17 protein-coding genes are annotated in these 19,514 nt (G+C 68.8%); 10 read left to right on the top strand and 7 right to left on the bottom strand.

Going from position 1 to position 19,514, the window contains the following annotated elements:
- Window positions 1-2 precede the first annotated feature (2 nt).
- On the bottom strand, window positions 3-1,718 hold the full coding sequence (locus tag AMS67_RS05520) for an MDR family MFS transporter (RefSeq protein ID WP_053386464.1): 1,716 nt from the start codon (window positions 1,716-1,718) through the stop codon (window positions 3-5).
- A gap of 184 nt (window positions 1,719-1,902) precedes the next feature.
- On the opposite strand from AMS67_RS05520, the gene AMS67_RS05515 reads away from it, so the two are divergent.
- The 3 genes from AMS67_RS05515 (at window position 1,903) to AMS67_RS05505 (ending at window position 3,854) form a co-directional block, all read left to right on the top strand.
- Window positions 1,903-2,829, top strand: a complete 927-nt coding sequence (locus tag AMS67_RS05515) for a 4-(cytidine 5'-diphospho)-2-C-methyl-D-erythritol kinase (protein ID WP_053386463.1) — start codon at window positions 1,903-1,905, stop codon at window positions 2,827-2,829.
- Between the two features lie 90 nt (window positions 2,830-2,919).
- Entirely contained in the window at window positions 2,920-3,603 is a 684-nt protein-coding gene (locus AMS67_RS05510; RefSeq protein WP_053386462.1) for a DsbA family oxidoreductase, read from the top strand.
- A gap of 50 nt (window positions 3,604-3,653) precedes the next feature.
- Entirely contained in the window at window positions 3,654-3,854 is a 201-nt protein-coding gene (locus AMS67_RS05505) for a hypothetical protein (RefSeq protein ID WP_053386461.1), read from the top strand.
- 157 nt (window positions 3,855-4,011) lie between these two features.
- Here the strand turns inward: AMS67_RS05505 and AMS67_RS05500 are convergent, their stop codons facing one another.
- A complete protein-coding gene (locus AMS67_RS05500) occupies window positions 4,012-5,916 on the bottom strand; it encodes a lipase family protein (protein WP_082305317.1) in 1,905 nt (634 codons plus the stop codon).
- Window positions 5,917-6,026: 110 nt separating this feature from the next.
- Between AMS67_RS05500 and AMS67_RS05495 the strand changes: the two genes are divergently transcribed.
- The 5 genes from AMS67_RS05495 (at window position 6,027) to AMS67_RS05475 (ending at window position 12,079) form a co-directional block, all read left to right on the top strand.
- Window positions 6,027-7,850 carry an ABC-F family ATP-binding cassette domain-containing protein gene (locus tag AMS67_RS05495; RefSeq protein ID WP_053386460.1) on the top strand — a complete coding sequence of 608 codons (1,824 nt, stop codon included), beginning with the start codon at window positions 6,027-6,029 and terminating at the stop codon, window positions 7,848-7,850.
- A gap of 415 nt (window positions 7,851-8,265) precedes the next feature.
- Window positions 8,266-9,351 (top strand): S-(hydroxymethyl)mycothiol dehydrogenase, encoded by a 1,086-nt coding sequence (locus AMS67_RS05490; protein WP_053386459.1) that lies wholly within the window; start codon window positions 8,266-8,268, stop codon window positions 9,349-9,351.
- Complete coding sequence (locus AMS67_RS05485) at window positions 9,351-9,977, top strand: MBL fold metallo-hydrolase (RefSeq protein ID WP_053386458.1); 627 nt, start codon at window positions 9,351-9,353, stop codon at window positions 9,975-9,977. Before AMS67_RS05490 ends, AMS67_RS05485 begins: the two co-directional genes overlap by 1 nt.
- 114 nt (window positions 9,978-10,091) lie before the next feature.
- Window positions 10,092-10,739, top strand: coding sequence for a VOC family protein (locus AMS67_RS05480; protein ID WP_053386457.1), 648 nt, complete (start codon window positions 10,092-10,094; stop codon window positions 10,737-10,739).
- A 29-nt stretch (window positions 10,740-10,768) separates the two neighbouring features.
- Entirely contained in the window at window positions 10,769-12,079 is a 1,311-nt protein-coding gene (locus AMS67_RS05475; protein ID WP_082305316.1) for an amidohydrolase, read from the top strand.
- A 3-nt stretch (window positions 12,080-12,082) separates the two neighbouring features.
- Here the strand turns inward: AMS67_RS05475 and AMS67_RS05470 are convergent, their stop codons facing one another.
- A complete protein-coding gene (locus AMS67_RS05470; RefSeq protein ID WP_053386725.1) occupies window positions 12,083-12,757 on the bottom strand; it encodes a TetR/AcrR family transcriptional regulator in 675 nt (224 codons plus the stop codon).
- A gap of 173 nt (window positions 12,758-12,930) precedes the next feature.
- On the opposite strand from AMS67_RS05470, the gene AMS67_RS05465 reads away from it, so the two are divergent.
- Complete coding sequence (locus tag AMS67_RS05465; protein ID WP_053386724.1) at window positions 12,931-14,154, top strand: acyl-CoA dehydrogenase family protein; 1,224 nt, start codon at window positions 12,931-12,933, stop codon at window positions 14,152-14,154.
- 5 nt (window positions 14,155-14,159) lie between these two features.
- On the opposite strand, the gene AMS67_RS05460 is transcribed toward AMS67_RS05465, so the two are convergent.
- The 4 genes from AMS67_RS05460 to AMS67_RS05445 form a co-directional block, all read right to left on the bottom strand.
- Window positions 14,160-14,702 (bottom strand): MarR family winged helix-turn-helix transcriptional regulator, encoded by a 543-nt coding sequence (locus tag AMS67_RS05460; RefSeq protein WP_241487997.1) that lies wholly within the window; start codon window positions 14,700-14,702, stop codon window positions 14,160-14,162.
- Window positions 14,699-15,391, bottom strand: coding sequence for a GTP cyclohydrolase II (locus AMS67_RS05455; protein WP_053386456.1), 693 nt, complete (start codon window positions 15,389-15,391; stop codon window positions 14,699-14,701). Before AMS67_RS05455 ends, AMS67_RS05460 begins: the two co-directional genes overlap by 4 nt.
- 81 nt (window positions 15,392-15,472) lie before the next feature.
- Window positions 15,473-16,954: an amino acid permease gene (locus AMS67_RS05450; RefSeq protein WP_053386455.1), complete on the bottom strand. Its 1,482-nt coding sequence runs from the start codon at window positions 16,952-16,954 to the stop codon at window positions 15,473-15,475.
- Window positions 16,955-17,019: 65 nt separating this feature from the next.
- Window positions 17,020-18,534: an aminotransferase class I/II-fold pyridoxal phosphate-dependent enzyme gene (locus tag AMS67_RS05445; protein WP_053386722.1), complete on the bottom strand. Its 1,515-nt coding sequence runs from the start codon at window positions 18,532-18,534 to the stop codon at window positions 17,020-17,022.
- Between the two features lie 73 nt (window positions 18,535-18,607).
- Between AMS67_RS05445 and AMS67_RS05440 the strand changes: the two genes are divergently transcribed.
- Window positions 18,608-19,507, top strand: coding sequence for a LysR family transcriptional regulator (locus AMS67_RS05440; protein WP_053386454.1), 900 nt, complete (start codon window positions 18,608-18,610; stop codon window positions 19,505-19,507).
- Window positions 19,508-19,514: the final 7 nt, after the last annotated feature.

Raw genomic sequence — 19,514 nt, 5'->3', positions numbered from 1 at the left:
CGTTACCGCTCGCTCGACCGTGCTGACCGGGTCGCACCCGCGGTTTCACTGGTTTCGCCGATCACGGGAATACTGCCCGTGGCGGTGAGCACGGCCATGCCCTCCGCGGTCGAAACGGTGGCGAGGTCGGCTTCGGCGGCCTGTGCGCGCTCTGAGTTCGTCATGCGAGTGAGCGGCGCGTTCGGCAGGAAGATGATCGCGAGGAGGCTGAGCACCGCGAACGGCACGGCGATCAAGAACGAGTGCGAGATGCCCTGCGCGTAGACGTCTTCGATAATCACTCGCACGGCCTCCGGCATCTTCGACACCTCGGGCAGTGTTCCCGACTGGAGCTGGGCGGCGACGGATGCGCCCTCCTCGCCGAGCGATTTGATCGCCGCAGCCATCTTGGCCAGGATCGAGTCCGATCCCATGAGGTCGGCGACCTTCGTCGCGAGGGCGGCACCCATCACCGAGACCCCGATGGTGCCGCCGAGGCTGCGGAAGAAGGTGACTCCCGAGCTCGCGACGCCGATCTGTTCGGGGTTGGTGGTGTTCTGCACGACGAGCACCAGGTACTGCATCGTCATGCCGACCCCGGCGCCGAGCAGGAACATGTAGAGCGAGACCAGCGCGAAGTTGGTGTCGTAGTGGATCGTCGAGAGCAGCGTCGAGCCGGCGATCAGCAGCACGGCACCAACGATCAGGTACGGCTTCCACTTGCCGAACCGGGTGATGAGGGCGCCCACACCGATCGAGGCGAGCAGCAGGCCCGCGATCATCGGAATGGTCATGATGCCTGCCTGGGTGGGGGTGGCGCCGCGAGACAGCTGCATGTACTGGCTGAGGAACACCGAGGAGCCGAACATTGCGATGCCGGTGGCGATCGAAGCGATCACGGCGAGGGTGAAGGTGCGGCTGCGGAAGAGCGTCAGTGGGATGAGCGGCTCCTTCGAGCGGAGCTCAACGATGATGAAGAGCACGGTCGACACGATGGCGCCACCCACCATGAGCACGGTCGTCAGGCTCCACCAGTCGTAGTCCTTGCCGGCGTTGGTGATCCAGATGAGCAGCAGCGATACCGCCGCCGAGAGCAGCACGATGCCGAAGTAGTCGATGCTGGTGCGCTTTGCGGGGCGTGCCGGCAGATGCAGCGTCTTCTGCACGATGATCAGTGCGGCGACGGCAAAGGGGAGCGCGACGAAGAAGTTCCAGCGCCAGTTGATCGAGTCGGTGATGACGCCGCCGAGCAGCGGGCCGCCGACGGTCGACAGTGCCATCACTGCGCCGAAGAGTCCCATGTAGCGGCCGCGTTCGCGCGGGCTGATGATGTCGGCCATGATGACCTGGCTGAGTGCGGCAAGGCCACCGGCGCCGATACCCTGCACCGCGCGGAACGCGATCATGGTGCCGGGATCCTGCGAGAAGCCTGCCGCTGCGGTCGCGAGCACGAAGATCGCGATTGCGAGCTGGAACAGCACCTTGCGGTTGAAGAGGTCGGAGAGCTTGCCCCAGATCGGCGTCGAGATCGCCGTCGTGAGCAGGGTCGCGGTGACGACCCAGGTGTAGGCGGTCTGGTCGCCCTTGAGGTCGTGGATGATGACGGGGAGCGAGCTCGAGACGACGGTCGAGGCGAGCATCGAGACGAACATGCCGAGGAGGAGGCCCGACAGGGCTTCGAGAACCTGCCGGTGCGTCATCTTCGGGCGCTCCGTGTGCGCGGAAGCGGGGAGAGACATGAATTCCTGGTTTCTGTGTGCTGCGGGGTCGCGCCGGGCGGACGCGCGTCGGTTGACGTGGATCAACTGTTGACGGAGATCAACGATAGCACTTGGTTGATGGATGTCAACTAAGTGATTTATTGGCGTGGCGCGGTGACGTAAACCGTCAAAAGAATGTTGGAGCGTGCGCTAGCGTAGGGGCATGGGTAGGAGCGGAGGGGGTCCGGTCACAGTCCGGGCTCCGGGGAAGATCAATGTCTTCTTCCGCGTTGGCGCGCTGCAAGACGATGGCTACCACGACGTCGCCTCCCTCTATCAAGCGGTCTCGCTTTTCGAAGAGGTCACGGCCGAGCACTCCGATGGTTTCTCGGTGCGTTTCGTCGGGCCCGTCGACGCATCGCAGCTGCCGTGCGACGACACCAATCTCGCGCTCATCGCCGCGAAACTGCTTGCCGAGCGCACCGGGTACGCGGGCGGGGCGGCGCTGACCGTGCTGAAGCGCGTGCCGATCGCCGGCGGTATGGGCGGCGGGTCGGCCGACGCTGCCGCCACGCTGGTCGCCTGCGATGAGCTCTGGGGTACCGGCCTGGGCCGCCACGGACTCCTGCCGCTCGCAGCCGAGCTCGGGGCCGACGTTCCCTTTGCACTCGAGGGTGGCACGGCCGTGGGTACCGGACGCGGCGACGAACTGAGCCCGGCACTCGCTAAGGGCGACTTCCACTGGGTCCTCGCCATGTCCGACTCCGGCTTGAGCACCCCCGTCGTCTATCGCACCCTCGATGAGCATCGCGATCGCCACGCGCGCGATCTCGGCCCGCAGCCCGACCTTGTCAAGGTCGAGACCGCGGTGCTGCAAGCCGTGCGCATCGGTGATGCGGGGTCGCTCGCCGAGGCCATGCACAACGACCTGCAGGTCGCCGCGCTCAAACTCGCGCCCGAGCTGACCGAGATTCTGGAGCTGGGGGAGTCGCGCGGCGCGCTCGCCGGCATCGTCTCGGGCTCGGGTCCGACGATCGCGTTTCTCGTCGGCACGCCCCAGGAGGCCGCGGAACTGCGCGCTGTGCTGGGGCGGCAGGGCACTCGCGCACTGACGGTCTCGGGGCCGGTGCCGGGCGCCCGCGTCATCTGAGATCGCTGAGCGGCGCCGGATCGCCGGGACTCCTCGGGCTCCGCGATCCCGAGCGGGAATACCGCGTGGCCCTGGAACGCTGCACTCGGTGTGAGTGAAACGATCCGCGTCGACATCTGGTCCGATATCGCCTGCCCGTGGTGCTACCTCGGCAAGCACCGATTCGAAACGGCGGTGCAGGCGTTCAGTGAGCAGCACCCCGAAGTTGCCATCGAGGTGGAGAGCCACAGCTTCGAGCTCGCCCCCGATACGCCCCTCGATTTTCAGGGCAGCGAGATCGACTTTCTCGTGCAGCACAAGCGCATGCCGGCCGAGCAGGTCGAGCAGATGCTCGGCCAGATGACCGAGCTCGGCGCCTCTGAGGGCGTCGACTTCGGATTCCACGAGGTGAAGCACGCCAACACGCAGCGCGCGCACCGGGTGCTGCACCTTGCGAAGGACCGCGGCGTGCAGGCGGCCGTTCAGGAGCGCCTGTTCCGTGCGTACTTCTCCGAGGGTGAGGACATGTCCGACGCCGACGCGCTCGCCCGACTCGGCGCCGAGGCCGGCCTCGATGCCGATGAGGTGCGCGCCGCGCTCGACGACGACGCCTACGGCGAAGCGGTGCAGCGCGACATTACCCGCGCGCAGCAGCTCGGCATCAGCGGCGTGCCGTTCTTCCTGCTCGATCAGCAGTACGGCGTCTCGGGTGCGCAATCGGCCGACGCCTTCGCCAACGTGTTTGAGCAGGTGCTCGGCTTCCAGCGCGGTGCGGCACCCGCGACCGCCCAGTAACATCAGCCGTATCAGCGGCGTTTCCGTTCGAACCGCACCAAGGAGTTCCCATGACTGACCAGCAGCGCACCACAGGTGCCCACACCGACGTTGCCACGGCCCCTGAGCCCGCCGCGCCCCAGTTCTCGGCCGAAGCCGGCCTCGAGGGTGCCGCGTCGTTCGCCGACGCCGAGGCCCGCGAGATTCTCAACCTGCTCGGCGACGCCGAGTCGGGCGGCTCGTGCTGCGGCGGTTCCTGCTGCTCGGTGTGACCCAGCGGGTGTGACTCGGGGCTGCGGCCCTCACCCTCCCGCGAGCGCACCCCTTTCGTGCGAATGCACATCATTGTGAACGGTGCACTCGCACGAAAGGGTGCGCTCGCGAGGAGGCGGAGCACGCAGAGCGCGCGGGGCCGCGGAGCGCTGCCCGCTAGTCGGCCACCGAGTTCGGCAGGTCGTCGCAGTTCGGGGTCGCCGGCTTGTCGTCCCAGCGATCCAGCGTCCACTGCACGAGCTGCGGGGTGAGCGGGGAGTCCTCGGCGACGAGCGTGCCGTGATTCAGGCCCGGATAGGTGCGGTAGTCGAGCGCGACGCCCGCAGCGCAGCGGCCCTCGACGTAGTCGAGTTGCAACTGCGGCTTCACCAGCGGATCCGCGAGCCCCTGCGCCACGAGCACCGGTGCAGGGAACGGGCCATCCGGCGTCTGTTGCTTGAGCAGGTCACCGAAGGGGCCCGCGAGTGCGCTGTCGGGGAAGATCTGATTGGGCACCTGGGTGCCGAGCAGGATCGCCGCGAGTCCGTCGTGCCCGCTGAAGCAGAGCTCACGAATCTTTTCGACCCCGCCGGCCGACCCCGGAGTGAGGTGCTGCTCGAGGTCGAGTTCCGGAAACACGTCGTTCCAGGTCGTCGCGATGTAGGCCGAGACCGTTTTGCCCGCAGGGTCGTTCTTGTCAGCGTCTGCGAGCCCGTAGAGGTTCGCCGCCGGTGCGAATGCGGCGATGCCTTTCACTGTGAGCTCGGGCGCGTACGACGCGGCTTCCTGCCCCGTCCAGAGCGCTCCCTGGCCGCCCTGCGAGTGGCCCCACACGACGGTGTCGGTGGAGAGCGCCAGGCCCGAGAGCTGCTGGGCGGCGCGCGAGGCATCGAGCACGTTTCGCGCCTCCGCCTCGCCGACGAGGTAGGGGTGCGTGCCGGCGGTGCCGAGGCCGATGTAATCGGAAGTCACTGCCGCCCAGCCGTGCTGCGTCACCATCTCGGTGAGCGCGGCGCCGGCCCCATCTGAGAACGGGGTAGCACTGAGTGAGGGCGCACACGCCGCGACGACGCCGCTCGTACCGTGAGCGATGCTCAGCAGCGGCAGTGCCTCGCCGGTGCGGTCGGCGGGGGCGATGACGGTGCCGCTCGAGATGGCGGGGCTGCCGTCGGGGTGCGTCGTCGTGTACAGAATCTTCCACGCCTCAGCGCCCGCAGCGACGCCGGTGGTGAGCGGTTCCGAACGAATGAGCTGGCCCGGCGCGTCGGGCACCTGCGCTGCAGCCGGTGCGGCGTAGAACTCGTCGGGCGCCGGCATCGGCACGCCGCCGAGCACGAACCCGCTGCCGAGTGCGAGCGCGACCGAAGCGACGAGCGCGATGCCCGACGCGATCGTCCGCGCCCATCGCCACGGTGTGGCGAGCGCGGCGGGGCGGCGGTTTCCGGGGCTCGTTCCAGAGGCAGCAGTGGCAGCAGCAGAGCGCACCTCCCGTCGCGCACGCATCGCGGCGATCACCGGATCGAGCAAGAGCTGCAGCCCGAGCAGCACGAGCCACGCGCCGACGCCGTAGCGGAAGAGTAGGAGGGTGAGCACGGGCCAGGAGAACGTGATGCCGCCGACCAAGACCGTAGCGAGCGCGAGGCAGACGCCGCTGACGCGATGATCGAGCGTTGCCGTGCGGTCGACGACCGCCGCGACGAGCGCCAGCGCGCCGTGCATGACGAGCGCGGATCCGGCGAGGAAGGCCAGCCACGGGGCGCCGGCGACCGGCCACGCCGCCATGATCAGGCCGACGACGATGAGCATGATCGCGCCGATGCGCCGGGTCAGCGTCGACGTGCGCGCGCCGCCCGCCGAGGCACCGCCTGCCGAGGCATCACCCGGCAGCACCGCGGCGATGCCGATCGCGGCGAGACCGCAACCCGCGATGATCGCGATGCCGTGCACGGTGATCGGGGCCAGTACGAGCACCGCCCCGAGCGCGACGGCGATGAGGCCGAGGGCGATCCGGAGCGGAGTGCGCACAGCGCCGAGCGCGTGAACGATGCGTGCGAGCGGTGCAGACTGAGACGTGCGGGCCACCGGTGAGCCTTCCGAGCGGGATCCAGTGCGGATCGAGGCGGATCGCCGCGTGCTCGCGACTGCGCTCAGTGTACTGAGCACCCGGCGCGCACGGCTACGCTGGAGGGGTTATGGCGCATCTCTTGGGGGCCGAGGCCCTGCATCTCGAAGTTCCGACGAAGACCGTCTTCGACTCGGTGACGCTCGGCGTCGCCGAGGGCGATCGCATCGGCATCGTCGGCCGCAACGGCGACGGCAAATCGAGTCTGCTGATGATGCTGGCCGGGCGGCGCGAACCCGACAGCGGGCAGGTGACGATGCGCGGCGGCACGACTATCGGGGTGCTCGACCAGGCCGACAATTTTGACGACGGCGAGACCGTCGGGCACGCGATCGTGGGGGATCGCCCGGAGTACGAATGGGCCGGCGACGCGCAGGCGCGCGAAGTCATCGCGGGCCTGGTCTCTGACCTCGACTGGGAGGCGTCGCTCGATGCCCTCTCGGGCGGGCAGCGTCGTCGCGTGGCCCTCGCCCGGTTGCTGGTGCAAGAGTTCGACATCCTCTTCCTCGACGAGCCGACCAACCACCTCGACGTCGAGGGCATCGCCTGGCTCGCGAACCACCTGAAGCGTCGTTGGCAGCCCGGGCAGGGGGCGCTGCTGGTCGTGACCCACGATCGCTGGTTCCTCGATGAGGTGTGCACCGCCACGTGGGAGGTGCACGACCGCATCGTCGAGCCCTTCGAGGGCGGGTACGCCGCCTACATTCTGCAGCGCGTCGAGCGCGACCGTCAGGCCGCGAGCATTGAGCAGAAGCGCCAGAACCTGGCGCGCAAGGAGCTGGCCTGGCTGCGTCGCGGTGCTCCCGCGCGCACCTCGAAGCCGAAGTTCCGCATCGATGCCGCGAATGAGCTCATCGCCGATGTTCCTGAGATCCGCGACCGCGTGTCGCTGCAGTCGATGGCCGTCGCCCGCCTCGGCAAGGAGGTCGTGAACCTCGTCGAGGCCGGGGTCGCCTACGGCGATCGCACCATCATCGAAGACGTCGACTGGATGCTTGCGCCCGGCGAACGCACCGGCATTCTGGGTGTGAACGGCGCCGGAAAGTCGACACTGCTCGGCCTCATCTCGGGCACGATCGAGCCGACTTCGGGTCGTGTGAAGCGCGGCAAGACCGTGCAGGTCGCGACCCTGACGCAGCGCCTCGACGAGCTCGAGGAACACCTGCAGGAGCCGGTGCGCACGGTCATCGGCCGCCTGCGCACCAGCTTCACCGTCGGCAGCGGCTCGAAGGCGCAGGAGCTGACGCCGGGGCAGCTGCTCGAACGCATGGGGTTCACCAGCGCACAGCTCTCGACGCCGGTCAAAGATCTCTCGGGCGGCCAGAAGCGGCGACTGCAGCTGCTGCTGATCCTGCTCAACCAGCCCAACGTGCTGATTCTCGACGAGCCGACGAACGACCTCGACACCGACATGCTCGCGGCGATGGAAGACCTGCTCGACTCGTGGCCTGGCACGCTCATCGTGGTGTCGCACGACCGGTACTTCCTGGAGCGCGTGACCGATCAGCAGTTCGCGATTCTCGACCGGCACCTGCGCCATCTGCCGGGCGGCGTCGATCAGTACCTTGAGTTGCGCACCGCGCAGGAGCAGGGCCGCGACGTCAGCGCCGCATCGGTGGCGGGTGCTGCCGGATCACCGAGCGCCTCGGCACCTGCACCCACGGCGGGTCTCAGCGGCGCCGACCGCCGGGCCGCCGAGAAAGAGCTCGCCGCAGTCGAGCGCAAGATGGAGCGCCTGCAGGCCGACATCGTGCGCTCGCGAGATGGGCTCGCGAACTTCGATCAGACCGACTACACGCTGCTCAACGCGGAGATGACGAAGATCACCGCCATCGAAGACGAGGTCGCCGCGCTCGAGGAGCGCTGGCTGGAGCTGTCGGGCGAGCTGGAGTAGGGGCGGCGCGTATGTGCGCGCGTTGACCTTGGCGCGGAGATTCGGCAGATCGCTGACCGCATCGTGCGGATCGGTCCGCGATCTGCCGAATCTCCGCGGGATCGGGTTGCGAGGTTACGAGCTGAACGCCTCCGGGCTGTCTCGATGGCTGCCTCTTCGTGAAGTCCTGCAGGGTTCCCGCGCTGGTGTAGGCGCCGGACTCCGAGAATGTTCATGGGTCGACGAACGTGTAAATGTCGAGTCGATGCGCACATGCACGCCGCCCATCGCGCTACTCATCGTCGAGTGGTGCGGTGTGCAAGAGATCTCGTGAGTCGGTGGGCGGGTGTCGGTGGCTATCGGTAGCCTGGATGCAGGCACCGGTCGAGCTTCGTTCGGCGGCGCACACTGAAGAGAACCCGGTGAAAGGAACCCTATGGCGTACCGAGTGCAAGGCGTTGTCGTTCGCGAGAAGAACGCGCCGGCGACCATCGAAACGGTGATCGTGCCCGATCCGGGCCCGGGCGAGGCCGTGGTCGACATCATCACGAGCGGCGTCTGCCACACCGATCTGCACTACAAGCTGGGCGGCATCAGCGACGACTTCCCGTTCCTGCTCGGTCACGAGGCGACCGGTCGTGTGGCGGCGGTCGGCGAGGGCGTCACCGAGGTGGCCGTGGGGGATCGCGTGATCCTGAACTGGCGCGCCGTCTGCGGGCAGTGCCGCGCGTGCGCGAAGGGGCAGCCGCAGTACTGCTTCGCGACGCACAACGCGACGCAGAAGATGACGCTCGAAGACGGCACCGAGTTGTCGCCGGCGCTCGGCATCGGCGCGTTCATCGAGAAGACGCTCGTCGCAGCGGGTCAGTGCACGAAGATCGATGAGGAGTCGGATGCGGCTGCGGTCGGCCTGCTGGGCTGCGGCGTGATGGCGGGTATCGGTGCCGCCATCAACACGGGCGAAGTCAAGCGGGGCGAGTCGGTCGCCGTGATCGGCTGCGGCGGCGTCGGCACCGCAGCGATCGCGGGCGCACAGCTCGCGGGTGCCACCACGATCATCGCCGTCGATATCGACGACGCGAAGCTCGAGCAGGCGAAGCGCTTCGGCGCCACGCACACGGTGAATTCGAAGCATGAGGACGCGGTCGAGGCGATTCGCGCGCTCACCGACAGCTTCGGCGCCGATGTCGTGATCGACGCGGTCGGGCGCCCCGAGACGTACCGTCAGGCGTTCTACGCCCGCGATCTGGCCGGCCGCGTGGTGCTCGTCGGCGTGCCGACGCCCGAGATGCAGCTCGAGCTGCCGCTGCTCGACGTCTTCGGGCGCGGCGGCTCGCTGAAGTCGTCGTGGTACGGCGACTGCCTGCCGAGCCGCGACTTCGAGATGCTGATCGACCAGTACAAGCTCGGCCGGCTCGATCTCGACGGCTTCGTGACGGAGCGGGTCGGCCTCGGCGACGTCGAGGCGTCGTTCGACCGCATGCACGACGGCACGGTGCTGCGTTCGGTGGTGGTGCTCTGATGGGCGCACGTATCGAACGCCTCGTCACGAGCGGCACGTTCTCGCTCGATGGGGGCACCTGGGATGTGGACAACAATGTCTGGCTCGTCGGCGACGACGCCGAGGTGATCGTGATCGACCCGGCCCACGATGCCGCCGCGGTGGCCGAAGCGGTCGCGGGTCGTACCGTGCGGGCGATCCTGCTCACTCACGGGCACGACGACCACATCCGGGCCGCTCGCGACACGGCCGCGCTGCTCGGTGCACCGCTGCACCTCAACCCGGCAGACGCGATGCTGTGGGAGACGGTGCACGAGACCGCGCCCGACGCCGAGATCGCAGACGGTGACGTGTTCACCGTGGCGGGCATCGAGATCACCGCGCTGCACACGCCGGGCCATTCGCCCGGATCGACCTCGTTCAGTGCGCCCGCGCTCGGGGCGGTCTTCACCGGAGACACCCTGTTCCAGGGCGGCCCGGGGGCCACGGGACGCTCGTTCAGCGATTTCCCGTTGATCATCGAATCGATTCGCGAGCGCCTGCTCACGCTGCCCGCAGACACCACCGTCTACACGGGGCACGGCGACACCACGACGATCGGTGCCGAGGCGCCGCATCTGGAGGAATGGATCGCGCGCGGTCACTGACCACGGCGCAAGCACGAGCGCAGCGACGCCCGCGCTCAGCCTCGACACCACTCGCGTGACCGCGTGTGACGTCAGGGCTGGTCGCGGGCGTCTGCGGTGTGGTGGAATCGCGGTATGAGCATTCCGAGTCTTCTGGATCACATCGTCATCGCCGGCCCCGACCTCCCCGCACTCGTCGACTGGTTCGCGGAACGCACCGGTGTCGTCGCGGCTCCGGGCGGCGCCCACCCCACGGGCACGGCGAACGCGCTCGTCGCGCTCACGATCGATGGGCAGCGCGGCCCGCAGTACATCGAACTCATCGGGCCCAACCCCGATCGCGAAGACCCCGCCGTGCCGACGACCTTCGGCATCGACGGGCTCACCGAGCCTGCGGTGCAGGCGTACGCGGTGCATCCCGCCGACATCGACGCCGTGGTGGCCGGGGCGCGCTCGCGCGGCTTCGACCCCGGTGACGTGTGGGAGCTCTCCCGTCGCACCCCCGCGGGCGACCTGCTCGAGTGGCGCCTCACCGGTGCTGCGCTGGATCGCCTCGACGTGCCGTTCCTCATCGATTGGGGCACGACGACGCAGCCCGGGCTCAGCGACCTGCCGACCCTCGAACTCGTGCGGTTCGTTCGCGCCGAGGTCGATGCCGCGGCGGTGCAGCATGCGCTTGACGCACTCGATCTGGGGGACGGGGTGACCGAGGTCATCGCCGACGGCTCCGCGGGCTACCGCCTCGAACTGCGCCGTGCCGACGGTGAAACCGTTAGCTTCTGACCGCGCCGCACGAGACGGAATCACGCGAGATGACTGATCCCTACGACATCTACGCCGACTACCAGCGCCGGTCGCAGACGCCCCCGCAGCCGCCCGAGCACCGCGCGTCGGCGTTCGCCGGGGCGGGATCGGCGGCGCACGAGCGTCTCGCGGCCGCGGTCGACGACCTGCGCCCCGAGCTCGAAACGCTCGCGCGCACACTGTACGCCTCGCCCGAGATCGGCTTCGCGGAGCACGCATCCGTGGGGCTGATCAGTGACGTGCTGGCCGCGCACGGCATCGAGACCGAGGTCGGCGTCTACGGTCTCGACACCGCGTTTCGCGCGAGCGTCGGCGACGGCACCGGGCCGCACTTCGCGGTGATCGCCGAGTACGATGCGCTGCCCGGTGTCGGGCACGCGTGCGGGCACAACATCATCGCCGGAGTCGCGGTCGGCGCCTTTCTGAGCGCGGTGCCGATCGCGAGGGAGCTCGGTGCGACGCTCTCGCTCATCGGCACGCCGGCTGAGGAGAACGGCGGGGGCAAGGAGTACATCTTGCGCGCGGGCGGCTTCGACGACGTTGACGCCGCCGGAATGGTGCACCCCGCCGCCGGGTCTCGAGTGTCGGCGATCTGGGGCGAGCGCACGACGGGCGTGCGACGCGTCGCGGTGACGTATCGCGGGCGCGCGGCCCACGCGGCCGGCACCCCGTGGCTCGGGCTCAACGCCCTCGACGCGGCGGTCACGGCGTATCAGTCGGTGGCGCAGCTGCGGCAGCACATCCTGCCCATCGATCGCGTGCACGGCATCATCACCGACGGGGGAGCTGCGCCCAACGTGGTTCCTGAGCAGGCGTCGGCGCTGTTCTACGTGCGCTCCGGTGAGATCGATACCCTGCGAGTGCTGACCGATCGCGTCGTCGCGGCGCTCGAGGGGGCCGCGCTGGCGACCGGGACGACGGCCGAGATCGAGGTCGATCCCGTGCCGCCTTACCTGCCGCTCGAGCCGAACGTCGAGCTCGGTCGGCGCTGGGCCGATGCACTCGCCGCGCGCGGCCGCCAGACTCCGGCTCCACCGCCCGTGCCCACCCAGGGCGGGCCGTCGACCGATATGGGCAACGTCACGCAGTTCATCCCGTCGATCCACCCGTCGATCGGTCTGGGCGGGCCCGACGATGTCTTCCCGCACAACGCCGCCTTTGCTGACCTCACGGTGCAGCCCCCGGCATTCGACGCGCTCGCCGATGCGGCAGTCGCACTCGGATCGGCCGCGATCGACTACCTCGCGGATGCCGAGTTGCGTGCAGCGGTGCAGCACGAATTCGAGGCCCGCGGTGGGCGCTACCGCTGGGAGGCGTAACGCCTAGCGGCGCAGTTGGGCCGCGATCGCATCGAGCACCGATTCCGGGGTGCCGAGCGCATCGTAGACCGCAACCATGACGCGCTGCTCGGCGACGTCGTCACTGGGCGCCAACCATCGGGCGTAGAGCGCGGTGAGTTGGTCGAGGTCGTCGTGCAGCGCGCGCACGGCATCGGTCACGCGCCCGCGCAGCCACGATCGCAGAGCGGCATTGTGCGCCGCGACGAGCGATGCGCCGAGCGCCGAGGCCACCCAGGCCGGGGTTCCCGGCTGCTGCACTTCGCGGATGTAGCGGGTGTAGACGCGCTCGTAGCGGTGCGTGATGACGAGTTCGCGGTCGCGCAGCGCCGGGGTGAGCCGCATCAGCTCGAACCGCAGTCGGGCGGCGTCGGGATCGCGGATAAGGAGCCGCAGCACCTCGGTCGTTCCCTCGACCAGCGCGGCAGCCGGGGGGAGTGTCGTCGTCTCGAGACCGCTCTCGAGCTGTGCGAGCGCGTGGTCGTGATCGGCGAAGACCACGTCGTCCTTGCTGCCGAAGCGCCGAAAGAACGTGCTTCGACTCATGCCGACCGCCGCGGCCAGGTCTTCCGCCGTCGTGGCGTCGTAGCCGCGCTCGGCGAGGTGGCGGATCGCGGCGGTCGAGCTCTCGGGAGCCGGTGCTGCGGCGTTCGATGACATGCCCTGAACGTAGCACATTTCGGCAGGTGTGGGACTCCGTTCCAGGACAATTTGGCGGCGATCTGCCAGCGAAGTCCGGGTGATCCCGAGTACCGAGTTACTTGACGTGGCACCGCGTCTCAGGCATGCTCGGAGTCGAAGCGCCGGTGCCGGCCGACGCGCGAGAGGAACGCATGTCGCACGCGAAGCCCGTCACCAGCCAGGGAACCGCCGAACCCGAGTACGCGCTTTGGGAGCCGCTCGACCCCGATGTCGCGGGAGTCTTCCGCGATGTGTCGGCCGATGACCGCGCGTATTGGAACCGCGCGCGGGCCTTCGTGCAAGACGAGGTGCGACCCGTGATCGCCGGGATCTGGGATCGTGCGGAGTACCCGCTTGATCTCGCCCGTCGACTCGGAGACCTCGACCTGCTGCGCGACGGCATCGATGTGCCCGGCTTCCCCGAGCAGAGTCTGCTCGCCGCCAGTCTCACGATGATGGAGCTCTCTCGCGGCGACGGGTCGATCGCGACCATCGTCGGCGTGCAGGGCGGTCTGGCGCTCCGTTCGATCGCTTACTGCGGGTCTGATGAGCAGCGCGAGCGCTGGGGCGAACCGCTCGCCCGCGGCACGGAGCTCGGGGCGTTCGCGCTGACGGAGCCGACGCACGGCTCCGACTCGGTGAGTCTGGAGACGCGAGCCGAGGCCGCTGGTGAGGGGTATCGCATCACCGGGCACAAGAAGTGGATCGGTTCGGGCAGCGTCGGGCAGGTGTCCGTCGTCTGGGCGCGCGGTGACGACGGGCAGGTGCAGGGGTTCCTCGTGCCGCAAGACAGTGCAGGCTATCGCGCGCGCACCATCGAGCAGAAGGTGTCGCTGCGCGCGATCTGGCAGGCGCACATCGAGCTCGACGGCGTGCAGGTGCCGGCGAGCGCGAAGCTGCCGGGCGCGAACAGCTTCAAGGACACCGCGCGGGTGCTGCAGGCGACCCGACTCGGGGTCGCGTGGGGCGCACTCGGCCAGGCCACCGCGGTGTACGAGACGGCGGTGCACTACGCGCAGCAGCGCGTGCAATTCGGGCGCCCACTCGCGGCCTCGCAGATCGTGCAGGCACGCCTCTCCGAGATGCTGAGCGCGTTGACCTCGCTGCAGACGCTGCTCATGCAGCTCACGCGCGCCGAGGAGCGCGGAGAGCTCACCGGCCCGGGCGCCTCACTCGGCAAGTACACGGCGACGCGCACGGCGCGCGATCTGGTCCGCAACGCGCGTGATCTGCTCGGCGGCAACGGCATCCTGCTCGAGAACCGCGTGGCACGGCACTTCGCCGATATCGAAGCACTGCACACTTACGAGGGCACGGAGACGGTGCAGGCCTTGATCATCGGTCGCGACATCACGGGTATCTCGGCGTTCGCCTGAGCCCGCTAGAGGGCGCGCTCGATGCCGGGCAGCAGCTTGCCGAGCAACACGGCGAGCTGCTGCTGCTCGGCGGCGTCGAGCGGGCCGAGCACGAGTTCGCGGATCTGCGCGACGTGCGCGGGCGCCGCGTCGCGCAGCGCCTCGAGCCCCGCTGTCGTGAGGTGTGCCGAGCGTGAACGGCGGTCTTCGCCGCAGCTCGAGCGCTCGACCCACCCGCGCTCGACCAGCGCATCGATCGCGTGGCTGAGGCGTGACCGGCTGAGCCCGGCGATGCGGGCGAGTTCAGACATCGAGGGCTGCTCGTCGGTCGGGCGGGCGAGCATCACCAGAATCGCATAGCGTGCGTGATTGATGCCCGCCTCATCGCGGAGGGTGCGATCGAGTGCCTGAGGCAGCAGCTGCGCCACGCGGATCAGGGGCAGCCACGTGGCCATCTCGGCGTCGGCGAGGCGCCGTTCCGTGCCGGATCGCTCGGCGTCGTCGACGCTCGGCACCGTCCGGGCAGGTGGCGTAATGCCGCCTGCGTCGGCAGGGCTCCCGCTGCTCACGCCGCGGTGAGGTCGATCGTGTGCGCGGTGTGATCGCGCTTCGATTCGAGGTACTTGCGATTGAACCCGGAGAGGTGCACCGAGGTGGGAACGCGGCCCGCGACCTCGATGCCGAGCGCGCTGAGCTGCTCGGCCTTGTCGGGGTTGTTGCTGAGCAGGCGGATACGCTCGGCGCCGACGGCCCGCAGCATCTGCGCGGCCGAGGTGTAGTCGCGCTCGTCTTCGCCGCGGCCGAGCGCGACGTTCGCCTCGTAGGTGTCGAGGCCCGAATCTTGCAGCGCGTAGGCGTCGAGCTTGGCGTAGAGGCCGATGCCGCGGCCCTCCTGCCGCAGGTAGAGCAGGAAGCCGCCCTGCTCGGCGATGCGTTCGACCGCTTCGCGCAGCTGCGGGCCGCAGTCGCAGCGCTCTGAACCGAAGACGTCGCCGGTGAGGCACTCGCTGTGGAGGCGCACGAACGGGGCATCGGCGTCAGCGGATTCCGCACCGGCTGCGGCGGCTCCGGTGGTAAGCGCCGCCTCCCAGTCGCCGAGCCCGAGCAACAGGTGCTCTTTTCCGTCGACGAGGTCGGTGAAGGTGAAGACGTCTGCGGTGGTCGCGTAGTCATCGGGGAAGCGCAAGGGGATGCGTACGCGGGTGCGCACAGAGGCAGCCGGGGACGCATCGATCGTGGTGTGTGAAGTTTCAACCATGTGCGATACAACGCGCACGGGTGGCGGGTATTCCCGGGGCTCGCCGAGATGACGCCGTATTGCCGGCGAGCCCCGGGTGGGTCACTCGTCGTCGAGCGGGTGCGCGACCGTCGGGATCGCCCCGGTGAGTGGGCGCCCCTCCTTGATCAGGCGGCGCTTGCGCAATTGCCACAGCACGGTGAGCAGAATGAACCAGACGGGGGCGGCGAGAATCGAGGCCCGCGTGTCGGCGCCGTAGAGCAGCGTGCCCGCGATGAACACGAAGAATCCGAGCACCAGCCACGGGGCGACGCGCGACAGCGGCATCTTGAACACCGATGCCGCGTGGCGATCCGGATGGCGCTTGCGATACACGATGTAGCTCACGACGATCGACCCCCAGGTGAACAGGATGAGCGTCGCGCACATCGAGGAGACGAACGTGAAGGCCGCGATCACGCCGTCGCCGGCGAAGAGCAGGGGAATCGCCGCGAAGAGGAAGACGCAGGTGAAGAACACCGAGCGCCGCGGCACGCCGTGTCGATCGGTCAGCGCGAATTTTCGGGGAGCATGGCCGTCTTTGGCGAGACCGAAGAGCATGCGCGTACCCGAATACAAGCCGGAGTTCGCGCTCGACGCCGCCGAGGTGAGCACCACGAGTTGGATGACGACCGCCGCGAGTCCGAATCCGGCCGTGGCGAGGGTGGCGACGAAGGGGCTCTTGTCGGGCGAGATCTCGTCCCAGGGCGTGACCGACATGATGACGACGAGGGCGCCGATGTAGAAGATGAGGATGCGCACGACGATCGAGTTGATCGCCTTCGGCAGCGTTTTTCGCGGGCTCTGGGTCTCGGCGGCGGCGGTGCCGACGAGCTCCACGCCGATGAACGAGAAGATGCCCATCTGGAAGCCCAGCACGAAGCCGCTCGCGCCCATCGGGAAGAGGCCGCCGTGCGTCCAGAGATTCGTTACCGACGTCGTCGTGCCGTCGGGAGAGGTGAATTGCGTCGCCATGAGGATGATGCCGACTGCGATGAGACCGAGGATCGCCACGATCTTCACGATCGCGAACCAGAACTCCGTCTCGCCGAAGAATTTCACCGGCTGCAGATTGAGTACGGTGAGCACGAGTGCCGTGATGAGGGCGGGCACCCACGCCGGAATGTGGGGGTTGAACCACTGCACGTAGGCGGTGATCGCGACGATGTCCGCGACGCAGGCGATCACCCAGGAGAACCAGTCGTTCCACGAGACGAAGAACCCGGCCCACGGCCCCAGCATGTCTTTCGCGATGTCGCCGAAGGTCTTGTAGTGCAGGTTCGAGAGCAGCAGCTCGCCCAGGGCCCGCATGATGAAGAAGACGAAGAAGCCGATCACCAAGTAGACCAGGATGATCGAGGGGCCCGACACGCTGATCAGCTTGCCGGAACCGAGGAAAAGCCCCGTGCCGATCGACCCGCCGATGGCGATGAGTTGGAGGTGGCGGTTCTTTAGGCCGCGCTGCATGCCGCCGTCGGGCTCTTCGGCGGCATCGGCAGCCGACCCTCCGGGGGACTGCGGCGTTCCCGTGTGCGTACTGGTCATGACACTCCTTCGTGCGTCGGCCGGGTGCCGACTGGTGTGGTGGTGGGGAGATGAACTCGCGGGCGTCAGGCGACCACGCGGAACGTTTCGAGGGCAGCGTCGACCGATCCTCGAACATACCCTGCCGGGCTCGCGGCGGTGGCGCGGAGGAACGCGACGACCTCGGCCGACAGCACCTCGCCGGGCAGCACATTGGGGACTCCGGGCGGGTACGCCGCGAGCGCGTCGGCGGAGACGCGGCCGACGGCATCGATCGCGCTGACGACCTCGACATCGCTGAAGAATGCCTCGCCCAACCCGATCGCCCGCTCGCAGGCAGCGGGCAACGCGATCGGGCGCTCCGGCTCGACCTCGGCCTCGGGCAGCTGCTGCAGCGCCTCGAGAAAGCGGTCGGCATCGATGTTCGACGTCGCGCCGATCAGCGCGAGCAGTGCCGACGGGGTCGAGAGCTCGCAGTAGATGCGGTGGTCGCGCAGCAGCAGATGGTGCGCCTCGCCCCCGGTGATGCCCGCACCGCGCGTATCGATCGCAATTTTGAACGGGTCGTTCGCGATGGCATCCGCGCGATCGAGCACGTCGGGCGTCGCGTCGCGATAGCGGCGATCCTCGCGGATCGCGGTGCGGATGCGCTCGGCGGAGCGCAGCGAACGACCGATGAGGTCGGGGCGCGTGGCGAGGTGCTTGCGGGCCTCGTCGAGCGAGGCGAGCAGGAGGGCGCTGGTCGAGGTCGACTGGAACGAACGGACCACGCGGTCGACGAGCGATTCGAGCTGGGCGGCGAACGGTCCGTGCCCGAGCTGGATCATCGCCGACTGCGTCAGCGATCCCGCCGCTTTGTGCGTGCTCGAGATCACGAGGTCGGCGCCGAGACGGGCTGCGTTCACGGGGAGGTCCGGGTGCATGCCGAAGTGCGACCCCCACGCTTCGTCGACGATGAGCGGCACACCGTGGTCGTGCGCCACGCGTGCGATTGCCGCGATATCGGCGACCGCGCCGAAGTAGCTGGGCGAGACGACGTAGACCGAAGCGCTCTCGGGATGCGCGTCGAGGGCCTCCGAGATCTGCGCAGCGGTCACGCCGTGCGAGGCGCCGAGCCCGGCATCGACTGACCCGTAGACGAAGTGCGGATCGAGCCCGACGTGCGTGGCCCCGTCGATCACGCTCGAGTGAACGCTGCGCTGCATCACCGTCTCACGGCCGAGTCCTCGCGCCACGGTGGTCGCGACGTGATTGCCGCCGGAGGCGCCGTTGGTGATGAACCACGTGCGGCTCGCACCCCAGGCCTCGGCGGCCAGCTGCTGCGCGCGCATGAGCGGGGTGACTCGGCCCGGGGTCGTGAGGCGCCACGTGCGCTGGTCGACTCCGCTGAACAGCATGGGGAAGTCGAGGGCGACCGCGTCGGCTCCGACGAGCGCATCGATGCCGGGCGCGTTGCCCGCGACACCGTGGTGCGCGGGCACGTGCAGTCGCTGCCAGGGCTCTGCGGCGAGTGACCGCAGCGCATCGACATACGGGGTCTCGAACTGTTGAGCAGAGACTGGGGCGAGGGCCGCATCCGCGCGGCGGGGTGAATCGAGCACGTCCCCACGATAGGCAGCCGTGAGCACCTGCGGAATATCAAGTATTCGCCGTCTGTGACATACCCTCTATGACATGATCACCCTGCAACAACTGCGCGTCCTGCTCGCGATCCGCGAGGCGGGAAGCCTGACCCGCGCGGCCGACGCGCTCCAATACGGGGTGCCGACGGTGACACACCACCTGCGCGGGCTCGAGGCGCACCTCGGCACGCAACTCGTCGTGCGCGACCGGCTGGGAGCACGGCTCACCGAACTCGGCGCCCACTTTGCCGACGAGGTGGCTCCCGTGCTGACGCGCATCGCACGCGCCGAGCGCAGCGTCGCCGAGTTGCGCGACGCGGGCACGGTGACCCTGCGCGTCGGGAGCTTCTCGTCGATGGGGTCTCGGCTGATCCCGGCAGCGGTTTCCGAGTTGCAGCGCCGGTCGAACGTGCGTGTCGAGGTCGTGGAAGCCGAGCCGACGGAGGTCGTGCGCATGGTGCGTACGGGGGAGGTGCACGCCGGCCTGATCTACCACGTCTCGACCGAGCCCGGCTTTGTGGGCACCGATCTCGTGCAGCGCTCCCTCTTCTCCGAACCGTACCGCGTGCTCGTCGGGCGCGAGAGCGCGTGGGCGGCGGCCGACGTGATCGACTTCGCCGAACTCGGCGACACGGCCTGGGTATGCAGTCGCAGCGATGACGAGGCCTCGGATCGCGTGCTGCGACGGGTGCACCAGGCGCTCGGGCTGCCGATGCGCGTGCTCATGCGCACCGATGACCTCTACATGATTCACGGCCTGGTCGCGGAGGGGCTCGGCGCGGCACTCACCACCGACGCGGCCGTCGACGCGGACTTCGACGTGGTGCTGCGCCCCGCTGTGCAAGACCTGGGGGAGCGTCGCGTATCGTTCGTGACGCGACGCGGGCCCGTGCCACCGGCAGTCGGGTGGCTCGGCGAGGTGTTCGAGCGGGCGACGGCCGAGCTGCGATGAATCGCGG

Source organism: Leucobacter japonicus, assembly GCF_001273855.1.
Lineage (GTDB): Bacteria > Actinomycetota > Actinomycetes > Actinomycetales > Microbacteriaceae > Leucobacter > Leucobacter japonicus.
The sequence above is the reverse complement of the archived record's forward strand: the minus strand, read 5'-3'. Positions and strand labels throughout refer to the sequence as shown.

What these genes read in the sequence shown, in the direction of transcription:
- AMS67_RS05520 (WP_053386464.1), bottom strand. Translation starts at nt 1,718, where the DNA reads ATGTCTCTCCCCGCTTCCGCGCACACGGAGCGCCCGAAGATGACGCAC.
- AMS67_RS05515 (WP_053386463.1), top strand. Translation starts at nt 1,903, where the DNA reads ATGGGTAGGAGCGGAGGGGGTCCGGTCACAGTCCGGGCTCCGGGGAAG.
- AMS67_RS05505 (WP_053386461.1), top strand. Translation starts at nt 3,654, where the DNA reads ATGACTGACCAGCAGCGCACCACAGGTGCCCACACCGACGTTGCCACG.
- AMS67_RS05495 (WP_053386460.1), top strand. Translation starts at nt 6,027, where the DNA reads ATGGCGCATCTCTTGGGGGCCGAGGCCCTGCATCTCGAAGTTCCGACG.
- AMS67_RS05490 (WP_053386459.1), top strand. Translation starts at nt 8,266, where the DNA reads ATGGCGTACCGAGTGCAAGGCGTTGTCGTTCGCGAGAAGAACGCGCCG.
- AMS67_RS05485 (WP_053386458.1), top strand. Translation starts at nt 9,351, where the DNA reads ATGGGCGCACGTATCGAACGCCTCGTCACGAGCGGCACGTTCTCGCTC.
- AMS67_RS05480 (WP_053386457.1), top strand. Translation starts at nt 10,092, where the DNA reads ATGAGCATTCCGAGTCTTCTGGATCACATCGTCATCGCCGGCCCCGAC.
- AMS67_RS05475 (WP_082305316.1), top strand. Translation starts at nt 10,769, where the DNA reads ATGACTGATCCCTACGACATCTACGCCGACTACCAGCGCCGGTCGCAG.
- AMS67_RS05470 (WP_053386725.1), bottom strand. Translation starts at nt 12,757, where the DNA reads ATGTCATCGAACGCCGCAGCACCGGCTCCCGAGAGCTCGACCGCCGCG.
- AMS67_RS05465 (WP_053386724.1), top strand. Translation starts at nt 12,931, where the DNA reads ATGTCGCACGCGAAGCCCGTCACCAGCCAGGGAACCGCCGAACCCGAG.
- AMS67_RS05455 (WP_053386456.1), bottom strand. Translation starts at nt 15,391, where the DNA reads ATGGTTGAAACTTCACACACCACGATCGATGCGTCCCCGGCTGCCTCT.
- AMS67_RS05450 (WP_053386455.1), bottom strand. Translation starts at nt 16,954, where the DNA reads ATGACCAGTACGCACACGGGAACGCCGCAGTCCCCCGGAGGGTCGGCT.
- AMS67_RS05440 (WP_053386454.1), top strand. Translation starts at nt 18,608, where the DNA reads ATGATCACCCTGCAACAACTGCGCGTCCTGCTCGCGATCCGCGAGGCG.